At 46.3% G+C, this 24005-nt stretch carries 19 protein-coding genes; 14 read left to right on the top strand and 5 right to left on the bottom strand.

What is annotated here, in order from left to right; all coding sequences use genetic code 11:
• The first annotated feature begins 727 nt into the window (after positions 1-727).
• Positions 728-1402, top strand: a complete 675-nt coding sequence (fsa, locus tag J3P34_RS14565; RefSeq protein WP_210465349.1) for a fructose-6-phosphate aldolase — start codon at positions 728-730, stop codon at positions 1400-1402.
• 752 nt (positions 1403-2154) lie between these two features.
• Here the strand turns inward: fsa and xylA are convergent.
• Both xylA and J3P34_RS14555 read right to left on the bottom strand, forming a co-directional pair.
• Entirely contained in the window at positions 2155-3486 is a 1332-nt protein-coding gene (gene xylA, locus J3P34_RS14560; RefSeq protein WP_210489372.1) for a xylose isomerase, read from the bottom strand.
• Between the two features lie 26 nt (positions 3487-3512).
• Positions 3513-4994, bottom strand: coding sequence for a xylulokinase (locus J3P34_RS14555; protein ID WP_210489371.1), 1482 nt, complete (start codon positions 4992-4994; stop codon positions 3513-3515).
• Between the two features lie 384 nt (positions 4995-5378).
• Between J3P34_RS14555 and J3P34_RS14550 the strand changes: the two genes are divergently transcribed.
• The 3 genes from J3P34_RS14550 (at position 5379) to J3P34_RS14540 (ending at position 8312) form a co-directional block, all read left to right on the top strand.
• Entirely contained in the window at positions 5379-6398 is a 1020-nt protein-coding gene (locus tag J3P34_RS14550; RefSeq protein ID WP_210489370.1) for a LacI family DNA-binding transcriptional regulator, read from the top strand.
• Between the two features lie 341 nt (positions 6399-6739).
• On the top strand, positions 6740-7591 hold the full coding sequence (locus tag J3P34_RS14545) for an MBL fold metallo-hydrolase (protein ID WP_210489369.1): 852 nt from the start codon (positions 6740-6742) through the stop codon (positions 7589-7591).
• Between the two features lie 394 nt (positions 7592-7985).
• Entirely contained in the window at positions 7986-8312 is a 327-nt protein-coding gene (locus J3P34_RS14540) for a hypothetical protein (protein WP_210465344.1), read from the top strand.
• Positions 8313-8444: 132 nt separating this feature from the next.
• Here the strand turns inward: J3P34_RS14540 and hrpB are convergent, their stop codons facing one another.
• The 3 genes from hrpB to J3P34_RS14525 form a co-directional block, all read right to left on the bottom strand.
• Positions 8445-10994, bottom strand: coding sequence for an ATP-dependent helicase HrpB (hrpB, locus tag J3P34_RS14535; RefSeq protein ID WP_210489368.1), 2550 nt, complete (start codon positions 10992-10994; stop codon positions 8445-8447).
• 142 nt (positions 10995-11136) lie between these two features.
• Positions 11137-11628 carry a YciE/YciF ferroxidase family protein gene (locus tag J3P34_RS14530; protein WP_210465342.1) on the bottom strand — a complete coding sequence of 164 codons (492 nt, stop codon included), beginning with the start codon at positions 11626-11628 and terminating at the stop codon, positions 11137-11139.
• A gap of 176 nt (positions 11629-11804) precedes the next feature.
• Positions 11805-12110, bottom strand: a complete 306-nt coding sequence (locus J3P34_RS14525; RefSeq protein ID WP_210489366.1) for a hypothetical protein — start codon at positions 12108-12110, stop codon at positions 11805-11807.
• A 320-nt stretch (positions 12111-12430) separates the two neighbouring features.
• Between J3P34_RS14525 and J3P34_RS14520 the strand changes: the two genes are divergently transcribed.
• The 10 genes from J3P34_RS14520 to J3P34_RS14475 all read left to right on the top strand — a co-directional run bounded on the left by J3P34_RS14520 (position 12431) and on the right by J3P34_RS14475 (position 23852).
• A complete protein-coding gene (locus J3P34_RS14520; protein WP_210489365.1) occupies positions 12431-13348 on the top strand; it encodes a lytic transglycosylase domain-containing protein in 918 nt (305 codons plus the stop codon).
• Positions 13349-13546: 198 nt separating this feature from the next.
• Positions 13547-14095: an RNA polymerase sigma factor gene (locus tag J3P34_RS14515; protein ID WP_210489364.1), complete on the top strand. Its 549-nt coding sequence runs from the start codon at positions 13547-13549 to the stop codon at positions 14093-14095.
• Positions 14092-14703, top strand: coding sequence for a cupin domain-containing protein (locus J3P34_RS14510; RefSeq protein ID WP_210489363.1), 612 nt, complete (start codon positions 14092-14094; stop codon positions 14701-14703). Before J3P34_RS14515 ends, J3P34_RS14510 begins: the two co-directional genes overlap by 4 nt.
• A gap of 724 nt (positions 14704-15427) precedes the next feature.
• Positions 15428-16468 carry a DUF3500 domain-containing protein gene (locus J3P34_RS14505; protein ID WP_210489362.1) on the top strand — a complete coding sequence of 347 codons (1041 nt, stop codon included), beginning with the start codon at positions 15428-15430 and terminating at the stop codon, positions 16466-16468.
• An 88-nt stretch (positions 16469-16556) separates the two neighbouring features.
• A complete protein-coding gene (locus J3P34_RS14500; protein WP_210489361.1) occupies positions 16557-17234 on the top strand; it encodes a ThuA domain-containing protein in 678 nt (225 codons plus the stop codon).
• A gap of 42 nt (positions 17235-17276) precedes the next feature.
• Positions 17277-18854, top strand: a complete 1578-nt coding sequence (locus J3P34_RS14495; RefSeq protein WP_210489360.1) for a GMC oxidoreductase — start codon at positions 17277-17279, stop codon at positions 18852-18854.
• A gap of 5 nt (positions 18855-18859) precedes the next feature.
• Entirely contained in the window at positions 18860-19624 is a 765-nt protein-coding gene (locus tag J3P34_RS14490; protein ID WP_210489359.1) for a hypothetical protein, read from the top strand.
• 160 nt (positions 19625-19784) lie between these two features.
• Positions 19785-20366 carry a hypothetical protein gene (locus J3P34_RS14485; RefSeq protein ID WP_210489358.1) on the top strand — a complete coding sequence of 194 codons (582 nt, stop codon included), beginning with the start codon at positions 19785-19787 and terminating at the stop codon, positions 20364-20366.
• A gap of 61 nt (positions 20367-20427) precedes the next feature.
• On the top strand, positions 20428-23040 hold the full coding sequence (locus tag J3P34_RS14480) for a galactose oxidase-like domain-containing protein (protein ID WP_210489356.1): 2613 nt from the start codon (positions 20428-20430) through the stop codon (positions 23038-23040).
• 158 nt (positions 23041-23198) lie between these two features.
• Positions 23199-23852: a lipocalin-like domain-containing protein gene (locus J3P34_RS14475; protein ID WP_210489355.1), complete on the top strand. Its 654-nt coding sequence runs from the start codon at positions 23199-23201 to the stop codon at positions 23850-23852.
• Positions 23853-24005: the final 153 nt, after the last annotated feature.

Raw genomic sequence — 24005 nt, 5'->3', positions numbered from 1 at the left:
GCTGAAGCTTTTAGGACCACCTATACCACTCCGCCCTTCGGGCATCCCTCTTGAGATAGGAGGGGAGTTACTGCTGGCTACCATGTTACAGTTAGCTTAAAAGACCTCGCAGCGTCCGGAGGTCCTGCGAGCGTCCGGGCCAATAACGGTGAAATCAACCTCAGTACAATGTACCTGACTTCAGCCCGCACCGCCTTTACTTCCTGTTTTAAGGCTCCTTTTCTAAAACCAAGTCTGAACCAGATTGGAGAATGTCATCAGATTAAAAAGTATGTTAAATAGGTGTGCATTAAAAGCATAGTTGCGTCTCATTCTAACAGACTATAGTACACTGGTAGGGTCTCTATGCTTTGTAAGCATTTTACTCTTAGTGGCTCAGCTGAGGGAGACACTACAGAAAAGTAATTAGTTACTCAGGAGGCACCGAGTTTTGTCGCTTTATCTCGGACATACAGGCTAATTATGGCAAGGGAACCGTCTGTAGATAAGGCTTTCTTTTACCATCCCGGCTCCGAAGGCAAAGATGCCAGCTTTGGAATACCTTCCTTGTGTAAAACGCCGTATTAGAGGGAAATAGGTCTCTGTTTTGTTGGAGGTGTGGCAGAATACTTGTATAATTGTCATAAATACAATTATACTGTTTTTTAGCAAGAAGCAGTTCCCCATCACAGTGCCAGACCGGCTGTTTTCAGCCTGATTTAAAGAAAGAAACCTAAAACCATTTGCTATGAAGTTTTTCATTGACACGGCTAATTTGGCCCACATCAAAGAAGCCCACGACTTGGGTATCCTGGACGGAGTAACCACTAACCCATCCCTAATGGCCAAAGAAGGCATCAAAGGGGAGCAAGCTACCCTGGACCATTACAAAGCCATCTGCGAGATTGTGGACGGTGATATCAGCGCCGAGGTACTTTCCACTGATTTTGACTCAATGGTAGAGGAGGGCGAGACCTTGGCGGCGCTTCACCCCAACATTGTGGTGAAAGTACCTATGATCAAAGACGGCTTGAAAGCCATAAAATATTTCTCTGACAAAGGCATTAAAACCAACTGTACGCTGGTGTTCTCTGCTGGACAGGCTATTCTGGCCGCCAAAGCCGGTGCTACTTACGTGTCGCCCTTCCTGGGTCGCGTGGATGACATCGGTTGGGACGGTGTTGAACTGATCACTCAGATTGCCAACATCTATGCCATCCAAGGCTATGAGACGCAGATCCTGGCGGCTTCTATCCGCAGCTCCCTGCACATTGTGAAGTGTGCCGAGGCCGGTGCGCACGTGTGCACCTGTCCGTTGGAGCCAATCCTGGGTCTTCTGAACCATCCGCTCACCGCCAGCGGCCTGGCCAAGTTCGTGGCCGATGCTGAGAAGATGAAAGAAATCATGCAGGAACAAGCGTAGTTTATTCCGATAGCCCTGGTTCAGAACGAAAGCATACCTTTCTGTTCACAGGGCAAAAGGTAAATGATCTTAGTTAGATGATAATGAAATCGGGCTCCATCAGGGCCCGATTTTTTTGCGAATCCAAACTATTTTGCGCCTGTTTTTTGAAAATCAGGGCTGAAAAAGGAAACCTTTGAGCGAGGCCTTTGGAGATTTTAATGAAGGCAAAATAATATGGCTACTGGCTATACTTTGTGATTTCCGGCTGCGGGAAGCGATAGGTTTAGTTCTTTACAGTGGCTTTTAAGAAACTGCTGGTTTGAGGCTTTCAGCCTCACTGGAGTTGCAAACTTCAGGTCATTTTAGGTCCAAGTTGAAAACTTAAACCAGAGAACTTAAAGAAAGAGATCTACAAAGAGATTTACCAGAAAGAAAATTCGCCTCATGGGAGGGGTAGTGGTGGGTTGGGCCAATTCAGTAACAATTTGCCAATTCTTATCATCCAATTACAAAAGCCTACCCCTTACCGCCACACCAGCCATTTCCCCTAAACTGGCCTTAAAAGTAAAAAGGCTGCCCCCATGGGAGACAGCCTTTTTTAGTATGCATTACATGAAAAAACAACTGGAGTGTTGACAAGACAACTCTAAGCGGGAAGGATGAATCTGGCTACCGGAGTAGCAGGTTTTATCATTCTCTTTTAGTTTAATCAGGGGGTAGCGCTTATTCCTCTGCCGCCTAGGCGGCAAGAATCAATTCTTATAACCAGATTAGATGAATCTGTTGATCAGGTTCTCCAGGTACTCCTGACGGCCGCTTTGCAGGGTTGGCTCACCTTGCTCAATAGCGTAGTCGCGCAGGTCTTCCAGTGACAATTTGCCTTGCTCAAACTCCTTGCCTTTGCCGCTGTCAAAAGAAGCGTAGCGCTCCTGGCGTACTTTCAGGTAGTCAGAGTTCTGCATGATGTTGTCAGCGGTGATCAGGGCGCGGGCGAAAGTATCGGCACCCCCGATGTGCGCGTAGAACAGGTCAGCCGGGTCAGTGGAGTTTCTTCTGATTTTAGCGTCGAAGTTCACGCCGCCGCCTTGCAGGCCACCGGCCTCCAGGAAGATCAGCATGGATTCGGTCAGTTCGTTCAGGTTGTTCGGGAATTGGTCGGTATCCCAGCCGTTCTGGTAGTCACCGCGGTTGGCATCTACAGAACCCAGTACACCGGCATCGGCGGCAACCTGCAGCTCGTGCTGGAAGGTGTGGCCGGCCAGAGTAGCGTGGTTTACCTCGATGTTGATTTTGAAATCACCTAATAAATCGTGCTGACGCAGGAACCCGATCACGGTAGCGCAGTCATAGTCGTACTGGTGCTTGGTTGGTTCCATAGGCTTAGGCTCAATGAAGAACGTACCTTTGAAGCCTTGGGCACGGGCGTAGTCTTTGGCTGAGTGCAGGAAGCGGGCCAGGTGCTCTTGCTCGCGTTTCATGTTGGTGTTCAGCAGGGTCATGTAACCTTCACGACCTCCCCAGAATACGTAGTTTTCACCACCCAAAGCAATAGTGGCATCCAACGCACCTTTCACCTGCGCAGCCGCGTGCGTTAACACATGGAAATCTGGGTTGGTAGAGGCACCGTTCATGTAACGCTCGTGCGAGAACACATTGGCAGTTCCCCACAGCAGTTTAATGCCGGTTTCGGCTTGTTTCTGCTTCGCGTATTCCACCATGGTCTGCAGACGACGCTCGTTCTCCAGAACGTCATTGCCAAAGTCTACCACGTCTACATCATGGAAGCAGTAATAAGGCATTCCTAATTTAGAGATGAACTCAAACGCGGCATCCATTTTGGCTTTGGCGCGCTCAATCACATCTGAACTCTGGTCCCAGGCGAAGTTCAACGTTGGGCCTCCGAATGGATCAGAGCCGTTTGCGTTGAACGAGTGCCAATAGGCCACTGAAAACTTAAGATGCTCTTTCAGGGTTTTGCCCGCCACTACACGGTTCTCGTCATACCAGCGGTACGCCAACGGGTTGTCAGTCTCCGGACCTTCAAACTTTATCTGTCCAATTCCTTTAAAGTATTCTGTGTCTACTAGAGTGTGATTTGCCATAATATTTGGATGTATGGTGTTGAAAATTAGTTACTCAGTTGTTTTAGTAAGAGGGCTTTCCAGTCTTGGTACGCGTTTTCGTAGGCATCGGTCTGGGTAGGCTCAATCACTTTCAGGCGCTCAAAGCGGCTGAAGGCTTCCTGGGCCGAGGCGAACACCTGGGCCCCGATGCCGGCGCCTAAGGCCGCACCCACGCTGCCATCGTTCTGGTAAAGTTCCACCGGTACGTGCGTGGCGTTCACGAAAGCCTCCGCGAAGAGCGGGCTCAGGAACATGTTGGCGTTACCCGCCCTGATGACCTGCGGGTTCATGCCGTTCTCGCGCATGATGTCCAGTCCGTAGCGGAAAGTGAAGGCAATGCCTTCCTGCACCGCCCGGAACACGTGCGCCTTGGAATGCAGGTTAAAATCCAGGTGATGAAACTGCGCCCCGATGATGCGGTTGTTGAACACGCGCTCGGCCCCGTTCCCGAAAGGGAAGATACGCAGGCCGTTGCTCCCAACCGGTGTTTTCAGGGCTTCTTCGTTCATCTGGGGGTAGGAGAGGCCGTGGCCCATGTTTTCCTTTACCCAGCTGTTCATGATGCCAGTGCCGTTGATGTTCATGAGTACGCCCACGCGTTTTGATTGGGGCGTGTAGTTCACGTGCGCAAAGGTGTTCACGCGGGACTGCGGGTCATACACCAACTGGTCGCTCACGCCGTAGATCACGCCCGAGGTGCCAGCCGTGGCCGCTACCTCGCCGGGGTTGAGCACGTTCAAAGAAAGCGCGTTGTTGGGCTGGTCGCCCGATTTATAGGCTACCGGAATTCCGGCTTTCAATCTCAGGGAAGAAGCAACCTCAGGTTTCACCTCGCCGTGCGAGGAAAACAAAGGCTTCACCGCCGGGATGATCTCCGGGCTGAACCCGAAGAAGTTCATGACATCGGCAGACACCTCATCTTTCTGGAAATCCCAGAAGATACCCTCAGACAAGGCAGATACGCTGGTGGTGATCTCGCCGGTCAGTTTCATGGCGATGTAATCGCCGGGCAGCATGATCTTGTGGATTCTGCTGAACGTTTCGGGCTCGTTTTCCTTTACCCAGGCCAATTTGGCGGCGGTGAAGTTACCCGGTGAGTTAAGCAGGCGCGCCAGGCTCTGTTCCTGTCCAATGTGCTCCAGGGCTTTCTGTCCGTAGGGAACCGCGCGGCTGTCGCACCAGATGATGGACTGGCGCAATACCTCCTGGTTCTCGTCCACTACCACCAAACCGTGCATCTGGTAAGCAATACCAATGGCTCCTATGTCCTCAGGATGGTAGGCGCCGGAGGCGTTGGCTTTCTGGATGGCGGCCTGGGTATGCTCCCACCACATCTCGGGGGCCTGCTCAGCCCAGCCCGGTTGCAGGGAGTTGATTTTGGACTCAGTTTCTGGAAACTGCGCCGAAGCCAGACACTTCTGAGTGGCCGCATCCACCACTGATACTTTAATGGAGGAGGTACCTACGTCTATACCTAATAGGAGCATAAAGGGCTTTATTTCAATAACATCTGTTCTATACGAGGGCAAGGGGGAAAGCAGTTCAGAATTCCTATTCCATCATTAAATGCCAACGTTGGCATAATTTTAAGCGAAAAAACTGAGAATAGGAAATATGAGAAGCAGAAACCTTCAAATTTTGTGAAAAAAACCTTGTCTTAGCTCAAATAAAATGAGAAAATGAAAACTGGTAACCTTCTTACCTTTAACTATTTAGTTTCAGGCTGATTTAGTTTATGGCAAAGAGAAGCTTTTAAGCTTGGATATTTTGAGCCTGTTTAAGCTAAAACGTGCTAAAAATGAAAAGAAAATAGGATAGCTTTAAGGACTTTACCGCCAACTCAGTAATTTTGGGTTCACACAGCTGAAACATTGAAGAAAACAACCATACATGACATTGCGCGGGAGCTGGACGTAACGTTCTCCACGGTGGCGCGAGCCCTCAATGACCATCCGGCCATCAGTGCCGCCACCAAAGCAGCGGTGCTGGAAACTGCCAAACGCCTGAACTACCAGCAGAACAAACTCGCTTCTTCCCTGCGCTCGGGGCGCACCAACGTCATTGGGATCATTGTGCCCAGTTTGGATACCAGTTTCTTCAGCTCGGTGGTGCACGGCATTGAGAAGGTCATGAATGAGAACGGCTACAGCATGCTGCTGTACCAGACCGGTGAGTCATTGAAGCAGGAGCAGAAGGGGATTGAGACCTTCCTGCAGGCCCGGGTAGATGGTATCATTTCCTCGGTATCCGGGGAAATAGAGGGCCGCGAGTTCTACGAGCAGATCAGCAAGCGGCAGGTGCCCCTGTTGTTTTTTGACCGCGCAATAAACGAGCTGCCGGTGCCCTCCGTGACCATCAACGACTACCAGGCCGGCTTTGTGGCTACCGAGCACCTCATCAAGGAGGGGTACAAGCACATTGCGCATTTCACCTCAGACCAGAACCTCACCATTTTCAAGGAGCGTTTCCGGGGCTACCGCGATGCCTTAGAGAAGTATGACTTGTCCATGAATGAGGATATGATCTGCAAAGGCAGGCTTTCACTGGAGTTCGGAAAAGAATCTGTCACGCGCCTGCTGGAAAAGGAAAAAGACTTTGACGCCGTTTTCGCCGCCGAGGATTACACCGCCATGGGCGCTTTGCAGGTGCTACTGGAAAGAGGCATCAAAGTGCCTCAGCAGATGGGCGTCATGGGCTTCGCGAACGAGGCCTTTGGGGCGTTTGTGACGCCATCGCTTTCTACTGTGGACCAGCAGACCATTAGAATGGGGGAGGAGACTGCGCATCTGTTTCTGAAGCTCATTGGGAACAAAGATTTCTACGGCACCACCCCAGAACGCATTGTGCTGGACCCGATTCTGCTTCCCCGCCGTTCTAGCCAACCTGAGTAGATCGGCAAAATCTCTCAATTGTTTTCAGGCTGCTTTTATGAAAAGCGGCTTGAAACGAATTTCCTGTTTTTAGCTGGTCAGTTGCATGGCTGTTACCGATTCCTATTGCCTGTTCTCAACGGTCGTGATTTCTTTATCAGAAGCAGCTCCATACATCCTGAGGCTCAGATGAAGCGCTTTCCTAAACTGTGATAATCTCTGAAAAGGATGGATTGGCGTAAGAAGCCTTGTTCTTAGCTTAGTATTTATGTTAAGTATAAACCTCTTCTGTTTGGGTTAGATTATCAGTTTGAGCAGGCAGGGTGGAGATTAAGCAAAACTTACCGTAATTTTGTAGCTCTATGGGTTTGTACATTACGTCGTTGGCATCGGGGAGTAACGGGAACTGCTATTACATTGGTAACGAGCAGGAGGCAGTGTTGGTGGATGCGGGCATTTCTTGCCGCGAAACCGAGGGACGCATGCGGCGGCTGGGTTTGTCCATGGAGAAAGTAAAAGCCATCTTTATTTCGCACGAGCATTCAGACCACATCAAAGGTCTGCCGGTGCTAGCCAAGAAATACCAGATTCCCGTCTACATTACGCCGGCCACCCTGCAGAACCTGCGCTTCGGGCTAGATTACCGGTTGGTGAGATCTTTCCAGGCCTACGAGGGAGTGCAGATAGGCAACCTTACTGTTACAGGGTTCCCTAAGTACCACGATGCGGCAGATCCGCATAGTTTTATCATTTCCGGCAACGGCATCAACGTGGGCGTTTTCACCGACATCGGTTCTCCCTGTGACCACGTCATCAAGCAATTTCAGGTTTGCCACGCGGCTTTCCTGGAGACCAATTATGACGAGGACATGCTGGAGCGCGGCCGTTACCCGTATTACCTCAAGGCCAGGATAAAGGGCAACCACGGACACCTCTCTAACCGGCAGGCGCTGAACCTGTTCACCGGCTACAAACCCCAGTTCATGAGCCACGTGCTGCTGGGCCACCTTTCCAAAGACAACAACTGCCCCAACCTGGTAAAGGAACTATTTACCACCCACGCCGATGGCACCCAGGTGGTGGTGGCCTCGCGCTATGAGGAAACGCCCGTTTATGTCATTGATGGCGCCCCTGTGGTTTACAGCCCCGCACCGGTGGTATCGCCCATGCAAACCAAAAAACAAGTCCAGCAACTGTCGCTAGAATTGTTTTAGCCAAAGGCTGACAAACTGTTTCTAAGCTGATTTCAGGAAAACGGGCCTGAAAGGGGCTTGCGTTTGTTCTGGTGATTTCAGAGATGGGTAATGGCTGCATTTGGTCTCTTTATGTCTTGACAAGGAAGCGCGCCAAAACCACACATCATCCCCATTTGAAGAGCCTGAGAAAATGCATTATGTCATGCTCTCTTGAGCAGCTTGAATTCCATAAGTTTCTAGTTCCGCGTTGTACTTAGCGCATGAAAATTGCGCCTCTACAAGGGTGAATTACAAGCGAAAAGTAAACCATTCCATGGTAGGCTATTTCACTTCTTGCGTATTTTTGCCAACCCTAGAAATACTTCCTACGTTTTGATATCCATGTACCACATATTATAATCAAAATACTACTATGGACGTATCAAACTTGAAAGAAAAAGCCGACAACTTTAACCCAGACCATAAAGAAGGACCAGTAGCTCGTACTATTGAAGAGTATACTGCCAAGTTGCCTTCAGATCTGTTTTTGTGGGCTGCCCTTGGGTCTATGGCCGTATCGGCTACCCTCAAAGTGATGAAAAAAGATGACGAAGCACTGTTTGTGGGTCAATGGCCTGCGCCATTCCTGCTGTTGGGTCTTTACAACAAACTTGTAAAAGTAAAAGGCTCTGACGGCGAGAAAGACGGTCCTAACCGTCCGGCAGGTGCTAACGCCGAGATCAGAAACGCCGGACACTAATTTCCGGTAGATTTCAAAAAAGAAAAGGGGAAGCTTCGGTTTCCCCTTTTCTTTTTAAGGCTGTTTTGATAAAAATAGGACTAAAATGCCTGCTATTAATTTAAACCTACTCCTTTCCTATAGCCTTAAAAATTAAGGCTGAGGGCGTTTCTTCGTGCCCCTGGTGGGTACCGCCGAAAGTGGGTCATCTGGCCAGAAGTGTTTGGGATAACGACCTCTCAGATCTTTCCTGACATCGAAGTAGCCGGTAGTCCAGAAGCTTCTCAGGTCCCGCGTGACCTGCACCGGGCGCGAGGCCGGCGAAAGCAGGTGCATGAGTACCGGCACCTTGCCGCCGCCAATCCGCGGGGTGTCCAGCATCCCGAAAACCTCCTGCAGCCGCACGGCCAGCACCGGAGTAGTTGGATTCTCGTAATTCAACCCGATGCGGGAGCCACTAGGCACCTCCAAGTGTGACGGCGCCAAGCGATCCATCTCCTGGCGCTGGCCCCAGGAAAGGTCCGCGAGCAGGATCTCCTTGAAATCCAATTTGGTTACTTGCTCCAGGGTGCGTAGACCCAACAGGTGCGGCAACAGCCATTCCTCCATCGTCGCCTCCAGAACTTCTTCCGAGACATCCGGCCACTTGTCTGGCGAAAGCTGGTGCAGAAACGCCAGCCGCTGGCGGGTTTTCTGCGCTTCCTCAGACCACGGCATCCGCTCAATTCCTTTTTCTTTCAGGGCCTGCAGCAGCGCCTGCGCCACCAGTTCCTGGTTTGGGTTCTGCACTGTTGATTCTTCCAGGGTCAAGGCGCCCATGCGCGTGATCTGCCGGGCGATGACTTTCTCCGTTGCCGCGTCCCAGCGTACTTCCTCCACCCGCTCCAACTGGCCTGAGAAATGGGTGAGCAACTCTTCTTTGGTCACGGCGACCGCCGACAAAACCCGGGGCCGGGTGCCCAGTTCCAGATGTGCAATGGCGTAGAACTCGGCCTCGCCAAACAGCTCAGTCTGCAGCGAGGCACGCTGCCCCGAGATGAGCCGGATGCGGCCGGAAGTTTCCCGCTGGGCCAGACGGTCTGGGTAAGCCAAAGCGGTGAGAAGCCCGATGGCGCCGTAATCAGGCGGCGTTCTTTTGGTTTTAATACGCTGACGCAGGTTCTGGGCCTGCTCCCTAATCTTGCGCACGGTGTTCACATCCACGGTATACCCTGGAGTGGGAGGCGACTGGCCGTCCAGCAGTTCCAAGCGCAGGGTAAGGTCTGGCAGCGGATCTGCAAAGGAAATCTGCATGGGTTTGAGGATGTCACGGTCCGAGAGCAGGGCGGCCAGATCGCAGGCGGTGGCGCCCAAACCCAGGGCTTGGCCGCGCACTACAAGATGGCCCAACCGCGGGGAAAGCCCCAGTGCGGCCAGGGCTTTCCCGTGAGCGGTAGCTTTGCCAGATTTATCCAGGGCTTCCAGGCGCACCAACAGGTCGCGGGCGAGGGAAAGCGCGGCGGCGGGCGGGGTGTCCAGCCACTTCAGGTCTGTGGCTTCCTGGGCGCCCCAAATAGACAGTTCCAGAGCCAGACCCGTCAAGTCTGCCTCGCAGATTTCGGGCGTTTGCCGGTCGGCGAGTTGAAGCTGGTCGGCGGAGGACCACATGCGATAGCAGACGCCCGGCCCCAGACGACCGGCCCGGCCGCGGCGCTGATCGGCGGCGGCCCGTGAGACCGCAATGGTGGCCAACGTGGTAAGCCCTATGCGCGGCACGAACTTGGGAACGCGCGCGAATCCGCCGTCAATCACCACCTTCACGCCCTCAATGGTCAAACTGGTCTCCGCGATGCTGGTGGCCAGCACAATCTTCCTTCGGCCCGCAGGAGCCGGCCGGATAGCGGCCAATTGCTGGGTAAGGTTCAAGTCACCGTGCAGCAGGTGCAGGTCAATGGTGGAGGCCAGTTTTCCTTCCAGGGCCTGGGCCACGCGCCGCATCTCGCCCATACCGGGCAGGAAAACCAACACATCACCCTCCGGTTCCTGGTCCAGGGCTTTTCTGATGGATTTGGGTAAAAGGTTCGCTAAACGCTCGGCGGGTCTTTGTCCGGCAGAAGCCATCTCAGCGGGGGAGAGGTAGTGCGTCCCCACGGGGAACTGGCGGCCTTCGCTTTTGACCACGGGCGCTTCCAACCAGTTGGCCACGGTGGTGGCATCAAGGGTGGCGCTCATGACCAGGAGCCGTAGATCGGGTCGGAGCACGGACTGGGCATCCAAGGACAGGGCCAGCCCCACATCGGCCTGGAGGCTACGCTCATGGAATTCATCGAAGATGATGGCTGCTACCCCTTCCAGGGCCGGATCGCTCTGGAGCAGACGCGTGAGAATACCCTCGGTGACTACCTCAATGCGGGTGTGCTGCGACACTATGTGCTCCATCCGTACCCAATACCCCACCGTCTGGCCCACTTCCTCGCCCAGCAGGTCAGACATGCGTTGGGCCGCGGCCCGGGCAGCCAGCCTGCGCGGCTCCAGCATGATGATCTTGCCTCCGGCGCGCCAATCTGCCTCCAACAGCGCCAGGGGAACCAGGGTGGTTTTACCAGCGCCGGGCGGAGCCTCCAGAACAGCGCGGGAGTTGGTTTCCAAAGCGGTGAGCAGCCGCGGCAAGGCTTCTTTGACCGATAAATCGGGTAAAAAAGAAAGGGAAGTAGTAGATGACATGTAAGGTCAAATTTCGGGAATCCTCCTTTAAACTAGCCTTCGTAGGTAAATATTTTTAGATTGGTTTTACAGAAACGGCCTATAAACAGGAAAGCCTGCTCCCCTAGGGGAACAGGCTTTCCTGTCTTTCTTCAACTTGAAGCTATTCGGCTTTCTCGTTGATGTAGCTTTTCGCCAGCTCGTTCAGCAGCGTATCTGTTTTTTGCTCTTCCTCCAAAGTTTGTCTCAGGAGTTGGGCAGCCTCGGCGTGGCCCAGGCGCTCTGCGAAGTGAGCAGCAGTTCCGTAACCGGCAATTTCATAATGCTCCATGCGCTGGATAGAGGCAATGAGGCCGGCGTCTTTTACCTCTGGGGTAGCGTCTTCCTCAATGGTTTCTTCACCTTCTTCTACCAGACCTTCCATGGCTTTGCACTTCATGCGTCCGGGGCTGGTGCCTACCAGTTCGCACACTTTCTCCAGGCGGTCTTTCTGGGCTTTGGTTTCTTCCAGGTGGGTGGTGATCGCCTGCTTCAGTTTTTCGTCTTCAGTGGCTTTGATCATTTTAGTCAACGCAGCAACGCCTTGTTTTTCAGCGCTATATAGGTCCTTGAGCTGGTGCTCAAACAAATCTTCCAAGGTTTTTAACTTAGCCATAGTGTTATAAGTTCTGTTGGTTAGTATTTACAACAACTATACGAGGGGGTAAGAAGAGGGTTAAAAAAGATTGGAAGATTTAACTCCTCCTCCATTAATTCATACATGGCCTTTCACCTTTCTTTTTGTGGTTTCTCCTGCGGATCCCGTACCTAAGGTGCTGATTTTTCAGGGGGTTAGAGGTTGTGTGTTTTTTGTCTTTGCAGGACCAGGAAAAAAATTGGTACCAGAAGCAAAAATGTTAAAAGGATGATTGTGCTGAATGCTACCGCGTCTCCTTTCTGTTCTCTGCTCCAAGGCAACAGGAGCCAATTCAAGTGAAGAATGATCAACCCGATCATACCACCGCAGGCAAAAAGGACTTTTTCATGCCTGGAATGCGCGTTATCTGGTTTTTTGACGGTCATGAAAAGGGGTAAAACCAGAAGCACGCCCAGAAGAGCCACAATCAAAAGGCAGTAAAGAATAATTAGCTTTTCCATGTTGTAAAGAAGACCCTTTTCTATTACTTTAAGGTAAAAGCAACATTACCAATTTGTTATAATGGTTGGCTGTGATGGCAGGTAAGGCCCAGGGCTGTTTTGGGGTTATTTTTCTGATTATGGCAATGAAACGATTAAGGGTAGAGAAGTTTCTTTTCTGCCATCAGGGAAAGACTAATTTCTTGTTTTTTGGAACGTATCTTGTACTTTTTAGGTAAAAAAGGTCGGTAATTAAGAACAACATTTTGCTGGTGGTAAACTAAAAGCAGCTTTGGCAGGGTTATGGTAGCATGGGAATTCAGCAGGAAAGGAGCACGATCATGACAGACAACATTTGGAAATATCTGGGCGGATTAGGGTTTATTGCCATTACCCTTAACCTTTGCAGTCAGCAGTCTTTCACGGGAGATTCGCTGGCCGGCGGAGACGCCGAGGTCCGTTTTACCCGGGGTGAGGTAATCAAAGCCCCTGGCCTGCCTTCTTCACTTTCCTTTGCCGGAGAACCCGTACCGCTGGAAGTGCCGGATGTTGCCGAGCGCCTGGACCGGGAGTTGTTGGTGAATTCCTATCTGCAAGCCACTACTTTGCTGGGCCTGAAACGTATGCAGCGCTACCGGCCCGAGATCGAGCGCATGCTCCGCGAGAATGACATTCCCGAGGATTTCGTTTACCTTTCCCTGGCCGAGAGTCTGTTCAGCCACGTGACCTCGCCCGCCGGGGCCTCGGGGTTCTGGCAACTCATGCCCGATACTGCCCGGGGTTATGGCCTGCTGGTGAACGCCGAGGTTGATGAGCGTTTCCACGTAAGGAAATCTACTTTGGCAGCTTGCAGGTACCTGAAATCAGCAAAGAAAAAGTTTGGTTCCTGGACGAATGCCGCTGCTGCCTATAACCGAGGGGTAGGAGGCATTGACCGCGCCCTGGAACAACAGAAAGTAGACTCTTATTATGATTTGTACCTGAACGATGAAACGTCCAGGTATATGTTCCGGATTCTGGCTTTAAAGGAGGTTTTGGGCAACCCTGCGAAATATGGTTTTGACTTGCCCAAAGAGCAGGGCTACGAGGCACTGCCCACCCGCTCTTTGACGGTTACTTCCTCCATCCCGGACCTGGCCCAATTCGCGCTGGACCAAGGTACCAACTACAAAACCCTGCGCCTTTACAATCCCTGGATCAAGAGCTTCAAACTGACCGTGCCTCCCGGAAAAGAGTTCGTGCTGGAACTGCCTAAGTAAGCTATTCCGGCAGGTTCCTCATCTGCGGACCGCTATTGCCTTTCTAATTCAGCGGCTATATTCTCTTTTTGCCTGAAAAGGGAAGGAGTTGTTGCAAGGCAGCTCTATTTGGGATAACCACGGTCTTGGCGTATCTTAGGGGCTGCTTGCCCTTGAATTGGTTTTTGGGTAGGAGATGGGACTAAGAAAATAGCTTCTATGGTGGAAAGTAGGATAGGACCAGAAAAGGAACAGCGCCTGGTAGAGGCCATCCGGCAAGGAAGGCAAGACGCGTTTAGTCTTCTGTACGATGCGTATGCCCCCGCCCTTATGGGTATGATCTGCCGGGTGGTGCAGCACACCGAGGTAGCCGAAGAGGTGTTGAAAGAAACCTTCCTTTCTATCTGGTCCCGCATCCATATCTATGATCCCTCCAAGTCTGGGTTCCTGTCCTGGGCCTTGGCCATGGCCCGGGGAATAGCCCTGGAAGCGCAGAAAACCGGCAAGTACCTTCATCTTACCCAAACTGCCCTCCAAGAGCCGGTTTCTGAAAAAGAAGGCAAAAAAAGCCCTAACCTGTTAGAGGATGCCCAAACGCAGGAAGCCTTCTGCCAACTGGAACCTCAGGAAAAAGCCGTCATTGATTTAATTTACCTCAAAGGCTACAGCTGCTCACAAGCCGCCGAAGCTTTGGGAATCTCACAAGAACAACTTAAAAGCCACCTGAAATTGGCTTTCAAACATTTAGGAGCGGAGAAAACAGCATGAACCCCATCACTGACTTTATAGAATCCGGGATTTTAGAGCTGTACGTAATGGACGTGACTACCCCTGAGGAAACACAGGAAGTAGAGCAAATGGCTGCCGCCCACCCAGAAATCCGCGAAGAGATTGAAACCATCCGGCAAAGCATAGAAGCTTACGCCCTGGCCCACGCCGCGGAGCCCAGCCCCACCGTGAAGCCCCTGGTGCTGGCCATCATTGACTATATGGAGCGCATGAAGAACGGCGAGCCGGTTTCTTCTCCTCCCAACCTTTCCCCAGCCTCCAAGGTGGAAGACTACGCCGCCTGGCTTAACCGCCCGGACCTGCAGACGCCTGCTCAGCTGGAGGACATTTACGTAAAGATCATCGGCTATACGCCCAGTGCCACCACCGCCATCGCCTGGCTCACAGACGTTGCCCCGGAAGAAGTGCACCATGACGAACTGGAGCGCTTCCTGATTGTGGAAGGCACCTGCGACATCACCGTAGATGGAGAAGTCAACCATTTAAAGCCCGGCGATTTCTTCGGGATCCCGCTGCACAAAAAGCATCAGGTAAAAGTGACTTCCCAAGTGCCTTGCAAAGTTATTCTGCAACGGTTGGCGGCGTAAACAGTAGGAAAAAATTTTTAGAGTATGAAATATTTGCTAATTTTTTTGTGATTAATTCATATTTTTTATAAATTAAGCGTTTAGAAAGCATGCCTACTAATAAAAAGGCCTATTCATAATAAATAACTCCATAATTGGATTATAAACCATTCATTTTTTAAAATATTGGATACTTTTTTCTTAATATGTTTAGGTGAATAGAACTTTGTTTTGGGTGAGTATTATATTGATTTGTTTACATCTAGTTTTTTGTTGCACGTTTACTTTCTCTCTTTTTCATCTAAAAGCACCGAGAAAGCTTTTAAAAAAATAATTAATATTAGTTTGTATTGATTGAAGTTTGGAGGAATTTATATAAAAGTATAAATCGTTTATTTTTTTTGATTCTGAATTTAATATAAATAAATTAAAATATTTTAAGTATATTATATTAGGTTAAAAAATAATAACTTTTTAGGGTTAAAAATAACATTGAGATACTTTCGCAAGGTTGTCTCATTACAACCTTTGATTAATTTAAACTATTGATACAATAATAAATTATTCCACGGTTAGCCATAAATTAAAGTTGTTGCTCAATCAAAATATTTCCTCAAGCTCAATAATCTACATGTATATATATTTAAGTTCTATTTAACTTATATATGAATCGTTTTGCCCTTATGTTGAAGATAAAATCCAATTTATAAATTGCTTAAATAATCAATCATAAAATAGTGAATTTATGAGCGTGATTGAAAACAATAAGGCCCAATTGGCAAAGAAGATTGTTGAAAAAGCAAATAGGTTTATTCAAACGCTTCATACTCCACAATTAGATTCTGCACCCGGGTATGAGTATGCCCTTTTCGATTTCAACCATGAGAGTAGAGCAACATTTGATTACTTTGCCCCTTCTTCTCAATTCACTTATGGATTACCTCTGTTGTACTTGAATCCAATACAGCATGAAGCAGTAATGGACTTGCTTAAAGCAAGTTTAAGTAAAAATGGCTTCAGAAAAGTACAGCAGATTCACGCATTAGAAGAGGTTCTAGCAAAAAGGGAAATTGATAATCCAGTATTTATCCGCAATCCCAAAGCTTATTATATCTCAATTTATGGAAAACCTTCAATGCATGGTCTTTGGAGCTGGCGGATTCAAGGGCATCATTTGTCCTTGCAGTGGACAATTGCTCAAGGAGAAATTATTTCTACAACCCCCCAATTCTTAGGTGCTCAACCTGCAGAAATCAAGCCTGGTGATGAAGTTGATGAAATATTACCCATAGGAGAACGGGTACTTAAGGACATGGAAAACTTAGCCAGAGATTTGATTGTAAGTTTTTCATTAGAACAACAGCAAACAGCTAGAGGACAAGTACCCTGGGACATTGATACTACTAATGTTTTCAATCCTCTAATAAGCCGTAAGACCCACCGGTTAGAGGATGATGGAAGTGGACTACGTGGTCTTTCTTTCAATGATCTTGAACAAAAGAGCCAGGATCTTCTCAAAGATTTAGTTGAAGCCCATGCAAGTGTACAATTAGAAGAAGTTGTTCAACAAAGATTAAATAAAATACAAGAAATAGGATGGGGTGCAGTCAAATTCTTCTTTATAGGTGGACATCAACATGGGGACGCACTCTACTATCGTATAAGGGGAAAAAGTTTCATGATAGAATACATCAACAAAGCATTTTCGCAGCCTAACCAAACCGCAGATCACCAGCATTCTGTTTGGCGAGAATTTAAGGAGGATTGGGGCCTACATGTAATTTGAAAATTAAATCTTAATTACATTATAAATAACAGTCTAAGCTGAATTTTTTATAAGGTAGGAAACGTTACATGTATTTCTATATAATAAAATGAATAAAAAAAATATACTCATTATCACAAGTAAAACAGATCCTTGGCATAACTATGAAGAATATGCTTCTGTCTTAAAGGATATTTTGCAGAATTTAAGCTATAAAGTTGACATCATATCTGATTTAAAGGATATAATTATAGAAAGTTGGCTAATATCCTTTGATGCTGTCGTTTTTTGTGGACATCATGCTGACCGGAATGATATAATTGAACAGAGTATAGAAAGTTTTGTACATGCGGGAAAGGGCTTGGTAGTAGTGCATATTGCTTCAAGTTCATTTGAATTTTCGCCCCGGTGGCGCAAGTTGGTTGGTCGGGTTTGGGAGTATGGGGGTCCTCCTCCCTTCACTAGCAGTCATCCTGAGCCCCCTGGATCTTTTCGCATAAATATCACAGATCGTACGCATCAGATAACTGACGGAATTGAAGATTTTGATGTAGTTCATGATGAAAGATATCAGGATTTGCTCGTGGCCCCTAACGCAAAAATTCATGATTTAGCTTTTGCGACACTTGAAGATAGAACTGAACCAATGGTTTGGGTATTAACACCACCTGAAGGAGGCCGTGTTTTCCATATTACCTTAGGTCATGATCTTTCTACATATAAAATTGAGGGTTTCAAAGAACTTCTAACTCGGGGCGTGGCTTGGGTTTCTGGCCTATTGGATTGATAAATCAGTGAATTAGTTCAGGTTAATATTACTTACTACAGCATGAAGGAAGAGTTTGATGTTTGTATAGCTGGTGCAGGCATTGTAGCTTGTACCTTTGCTCGCCAACTGGTAGATGCCGGGCTTAATGTTATTATGATTGATGCTGGAGCACAACACTCCAAATTGCCTGGGGAGAACCTTAAAAATTTTCCAACCTATCAAGTTGATGTAGACCAGTTCGGAGGTATTGTGCGGGGGCTAATGCACCCAGTGTGTGTTGCGCCAGCAGATAAACAAGCTGAATACACACGTAATGCACTAAATCCAAACCAAAACCCAAGTAAAAATTTACCAGGAGCAGTTGCGGCGTATGCAGTTGGAGGCATGGCTGTGCATTGGACATGTGCCATTCCTAGGTTTCAGCCAGTAGAACGTATATCAAGTAAAATAATTCCTAATTATGTTCAAGATGAATTATATACAGAAGCAGAAAAGCTTTTGAATTTACATACTAATGTGCACAACGAATCAGTTCGCCACAGAGTGTTAGAGAAAGTGCTAGCAAAATATAGGGTAGAAAGTACACCTTTGGCTGCGAAGCGTATCAATAAAGAATATGTACGATATACAGGAGCTGATACTGTATTAGGCGAATTAGCTATACCTGGGAATAACAAAGCTCTCACCTTGCTTCAGGAGCATCGGGTTACTAAACTGATTACTGCGGTTGAAAATGGCCAGGAAAGTAAAATAGTTTCTGCGCAAGTTAGAGACCTTCAATCAAGGGAAGACAAAGAAATAAAGGCCAAAGTGTTCATAGTGGCTGCAGGATGGTTACATACTGCCCAAATTTTATGGAATTCAGGAGTTCATACCCATGAAGATTCTGCTTTAGGTAAATATCTAACAGATCATATACTAATAGCTTGTCAGGTAGTTCTCAAGCAGGAGATTATAGATCTTTTGAAACAAGAAGTTGAAAGTAAAGTCTCCTTTGGGAGTAACCCAGAACAGAATAGTTTAGGTATTCCTATGCTTGATCCAAATCCTCATTTACATATCCCTGTGACCGAAGAACAGCCATGGCATGGTCAGGTTTTTAGGGAGGCATTTCAGTTTGATCCGTTAGCTCCAAATATAGATAGTAGGTTGATTGTAGACTTAAAGTGGTTTGGAATGGTAGATCCGGTTCGGTCTAATAGAGTGAAATTTGAGGTTGATATTTATGATAGAATTGGAATGCCACAACCCACCTTTGAATTTGAGCTTAGTGCAAGTGACAAAGAGAGGGAGGAGCGAATGATTGCACACATGGTAGAAGTTGCTCATAGTTTAGGAGATTTTATACCAGGTTCAGAGCCAAGACGCATTCCTCTAGGTGGTTCTACTCATCCAATGGGGGCTACCCGTATGGGAGATAGAGATGATAGCACTTCAGTTGTGGATTCTTATTCTAAAGTATGGGGATATAATAACTTGTATGTGGGTGGAAATAATGTTATACCAACTGCTAATGCAACTAATCCAACCCTTACTTCAGTGGCATTGGCCATACGGGCAGCAAAGCACATTCTTAGTAATTCTGCTGTAACAAGTGCAAAAGAGCTCTCTAATTTGTCTGCCGAAGTGAAAAGTTAGGAATTATGAATCAAAAAAGTTTTTTTCAAAACCAAAGTGTTACTGACCTAGCGGCCGAGCAGGAGTTCTTGGCAGAATTAAATGTTGAGACCCGAATCGTTTTAGGTTTTAAAGTGGCAGAAGATATACTTGAAAAGTTGCTTCCTTTGGGCTGGCAATCCACGCCACCGGAAGCGGGCCCTTCTAAAGGAGCCAATCTAAATGTGATTTTCGCAGATCGTTTACTTGTGCAAAACGCAGATGGTTTGCCAATTGATGGACAGGCTACAAACCAATTAGCAGTAATTGCTGTGCCAGCCAGACATTTAGTCTCAAATGCACAAGGGGTTCTAATAGTGTTTGGTTTGTCTAGCAAGGCAGAAGGAACTCCCGGTCCATATGGTGTTTTTGCACCCGCAGATGTTATATGTGAGCGAGGTCTTACTGTAAGCCAAGACGAAAAGGTAGAAGTAAATGAAAATTGGGATTTTTCAGGTGAAAACGGGAGTAGAATAGGTGTGCAATTACAATTTAAACGGGGCGTGCCAACTCGGTCCCAAACCGAAACAAAGGCATTTTCTTATAAAAATCCTTCTTTTTATAGAATTTACCGAGCTGACCAAGGAGCTGATGTATTATATAGTAAAATGAATAATGTAAATTCCACTTTAATAGAGCCTAGCTACCAAGTTAGCTTTTTAGGACTTGAACCTTCAAAGGATAAGGCAGAACTTATTAGTATCATATCTCTACCTTGGACCGTTAGGCGTGCTTTTTTACCCCAATTATAATCAATACAAAGTTTTAAGCTGAGGTCTAATTAGCTTCATAGTACAATACATTTCATTTAGGTTACAATTAGGAGGCCATTAAGAGGCAATTACTCTTTTATATTTCAAAGTCTACAAAGTAATAAAGACTAGTAAATTTTCAATTAACAACTAGAATAAAATGAACACAGTTCCAATGATGTGGGTACTACCCGTTACCGGGCCTGAGATGGATAGAGGCCGTACCTGTTATGTTTGTCAATTTGGTAGTGCCCCGGTAGTTGCCGCGTTTATGGATCCGAACTTACAAGAAAGAGACAATTATATAGGTTACGTACAATTACTCTGTGAAAAGAACCCGGTTTTACAAGGGTTTATAGTTTTGTTAAGTGGGCCAAATGAGGAGCTGATACGTGAATTAAAGGCTTTAGCGGCAAAAAAAAATTTATCTGTTCCATTGACTGTACTTGATCCAGAGGTAGGGCTGCCTTCTGGTATTCCTCTGAGTAAGGAAGAGAATCTAACAATCCTGTTTTACCGAAAACGGTTTTTTGAAAAAAAACTGGAGATAACACCAGATGGATCTACTAAAATAACCACCTATTTAGGTAGTGAAACGCCAACTGAAGAAATTATTCTTCCAAAAATAACAAAAACCGGAAATAGTTTTAGGTATGAAGGATATCTCCAAAGATACGAAGGATTACCCCAAGCATTCATGGAAATGGATAGTGCAGTGCACGAAATGATTAATCGAGAATAGAACCGCTTCTGCATCATGCAATTGCTTTGATAAACGATTTAGGAAATTACTAATTGAGGAAATGAGTGATTCTACAAAATCTCAAGTTGGATCAATGAAAGGCTATTGGCAAGATGTAGGAAAATCAGGGGTTGTTGGTACCCATGCAGCTTTGTTTTATACTGGGCAAGTATTGTTTTTCACTCGTCCAGAAGAAATATCGCATAAATGGAGTGCAGTAGATAATGGTTTACCAGGTGATGACGAACGTAATCCAAGTGATCGGGATGTAACTCTTTCCACCATCATTGAAACCTCCGGGCCTGATGCTTTTAAACCCAAACCCGTTCATGTAGACCGAAATCCTTTTTGTGCCGGACACGCCTTTTTACCCGATGGTTCATTACTGGTAGCTGGAGGAGATAAAAAGAATTCAAAACATCCTGGTACACCTTTAAATACTGAATTTGGTCTTAACCGCTTAAGAGTATTTCATCCTGGTATAGGTAAGTGGAAAACGATTGGGGTAATTTCTGATAGCCGCTGGTATCCAACTTGTACTTTATTACCAGACGGCCGAGTGTTTATTGTTTCCGGTAACCTGGATGATATGCCTACCTACAATGATCAAAATCCAACCTGCGAAACCATACCGGCAGGGGCAGGTGGCGCCCAGTTTTTGCACTTTTTAGTAGAAGCATGGCCTTATCATAGTTATCCCTTTGTGTATGTACTTCCCTCGGGTGAGTTATTTGTATTTATTAAGAACTGCTCCTATTTTCTTAAAAGTGTAAGAGATAAATGGAACCGTGAAAAGTGGGAGGTTACGAAAGGTCCCAAATTAGGAAGTCAAAACCATAATCAGCAAGAAATTGAAGAGCCGGCAAAACACTATCCTAATAGCGCAACTTCTGTTTTATTGCCTTTACTGCCAGAAGATAATTACTTAGCTAAAGTAATGATTATTGGGGGGAGTGGAGCCAATATATACCCGCAATGGGCAGATAACATAATTCCAGGTTTTGATTGTAAATCTCATGAAATAGATGCCCTTAATAAATGCTATAGAATAGGAATAAATCCGGAAAGTACGGACAGTGCCGAGTGGGAGGAAACTGAACCTATGAAAAATCCTCGGGTAATGCCAGATGCGGTGTTATTACCTGATGGAAATGTTTTGGTGGTTAACGGATTAAGCAAAGGCTTCGCTGGCGGTAATGCTGCAACAGGTCCTATGCTATCACAACATGCTGTTAAAGAAGCTGAAATTTACGATCCTATTAACAATAAGTGGCAAAGTCTGGCTCAAGCTAAATGCCCGCGTCTTTATCATTCTACTGCTTTACTGCTGCCTGATGCCAGGGTAATGGTAGCTGGTAGCGATCACCAGAATAATGCTTTTATTCCTATTAACTTAGATGGGGTAAAAAAAAATATGGCAGTTGCTTCAGGTTATGAATATACAATTGAAGTGTTTACTCCACCTTATTTAGAGGGGGAGCAACTAAGGCCTGTTTATGAGTTATTGGATAGTAAGAATCATATGTTATATGGTAAATCTTTTACGATAAAAGTAAAAGATTTACCGAGTATGAATAAAGAGAAATTAAAGGCATGTCTTATATGCCCTAGTGCAGTAACTCATAACAATAACATGAGCCAACGGTATGTAGGCTTGAAAATAAAAAATATTTCAGGAGATAATTTAGAAGTAGAAGCACCACCCGATTCCAATATAGCGCCACCAGGTTATTACATGCTGTTTCTGGTTCATGAAGGGGTGCCATCAGAGGCTAAATTCGTCCAGATTCTGCAAGATTCACCAATAAAAAACGCTGAAAACCATCCACCAAGAGATGATATGGCCCTTTGGTTAAGAGCAGACAAAGGGGTTGTTGCTGATGCCAAAAATAGAGTTTACTCCTGGTCAGATTTGTCTGGTAATGGCATGGATGTTTATTGGACACCTAATGCAAAGAATTCAGACAATGTAATATCGCCAGAACCAAAGCAGCGACCACCCATTTTATCTCTTTGTGAACTGAATGGACAGGCCGTGGTAAGATTTTCATTGGTGCAAAGATACGAAACACAATGGGGCGGATATTTGGAAAGCATAAAACCTTTTCTTCCGGGGGCAGGATCTTACACCGTGTTTATAGTAGTACATCCTTGGCCCAGTGGTCAGGATGGGCCAATAGAAAAAAAAAATAACCACCGCCGAGGTACCCCTGGAGTTTTGAGTTGGGGAGATTTGGGTTCCAAAACAAGTCGGAAGGCTTATGTTACGTTAAGATTTAGTCCTGGTCCGAGAAGCCAAAATCCACCCGATGGACTTTGGATAAATCATCTTCCTAAATATCCTGGCAGAGCTTCATTGGTTACATGTTGGGGTGAGAAACAATTGGGTGATGATTCAAATACCCCAGTTTCTTTGGAGAAAGCAATTTTGATAGAAACTAATTACAATGGGCAGCAAAGCCAGATAAGAATAAATAGCAAAATACAGGCTGAATCTGAATTGCCAGAAGGCTTAGATATTGGAGAAGGTCCTCTTATAATAGGTCGTAATGGTAATAAAGGAGATTTCTTCCGAGGTGATGTTGCTGAAATTATAATCTACAAGCGCATGATTAATGAAGAAGACCGAGAAAGGATTGAAAATTATATTAGAAATAAGTATGCCTTGTGGTAAAATAAGTGGTTAATTAAAGCTGGAAATTTAGGTATATCAACAAATTGTACGACTTGTCCTTATGAAATTATCATATGAATAATCAAATCTAATTATCTATACTGTGTTTAAGATTACCTTATAATATAATTGAGTAGGTTTAATTAAATTATAAATATATGAAAGTGATAATATGCTTTTCAGTTTTAATGAATTACAAAGAAGCAAATAGAATAACGATGTCAAGTATCAAGGCAATTTCGTCAATTTCATGCCTAATTGCACTTCTATTAATTATTGGGTGTAATAATACGAAAACAGAACAAACTAACCAATCTGAAGATCCTACTACTAGTAAAAGCCCAGCTTTGGTGGGAACTTGGGAAGTTGTTTCAGCCAAATTATATGAGCAGGGAGAACAGGAGAGGGGCGGTGCCGGAAAGGATTTTTACGGTTTAAACCCTAAAGGTCACTTGATGTTCGATGAAAATGGAAATTATATGTTAACGGTACTCCGTTCAGACATTCCTAGGTTCCAGAACGCGCAAGGAAATGATTTGGGAAGGGAGCAAGGAACAGATGAACAAAATAGAAGAGCTGTGCATGGGAGTATTGCCAATTTTGGCACCTATGAAATTAACATTGACACGCTTATTCTACATATCGAAAAAGCCACTTACCCTAATTGGGACGGTCTTGTTCAACGCCGCCCTTTTCGTATTGCAGGAGATTCTCTTATTTATAGGGTGCCTGAAGCTTCATCTGGTGGAGGAACTACTGCTGAATTTGTGTGGAAAAGAATATCTAAGGTGTATAGAAACAGACGAGGCTAATTAATTTAAGTGGTAAAGGTGAAATTTTATTAGCATTGGACAAAATCTTAGATAATTTACATAATATAAATTTAATTTAGTTATACATTATTTTATTATTGTTAATTTATTTTATACTATTTAATTTTCAATTTAACGCTATGTCGTTCGTGT

Source organism: Rufibacter aurantiacus, from assembly GCF_017916345.1.
Lineage (GTDB): Bacteria > Bacteroidota > Bacteroidia > Cytophagales > Hymenobacteraceae > Nibribacter > Nibribacter roseolus.
Note: the sequence above shows the minus strand (reverse complement) of the source record. Positions and strands in the feature narration are given on the sequence as shown.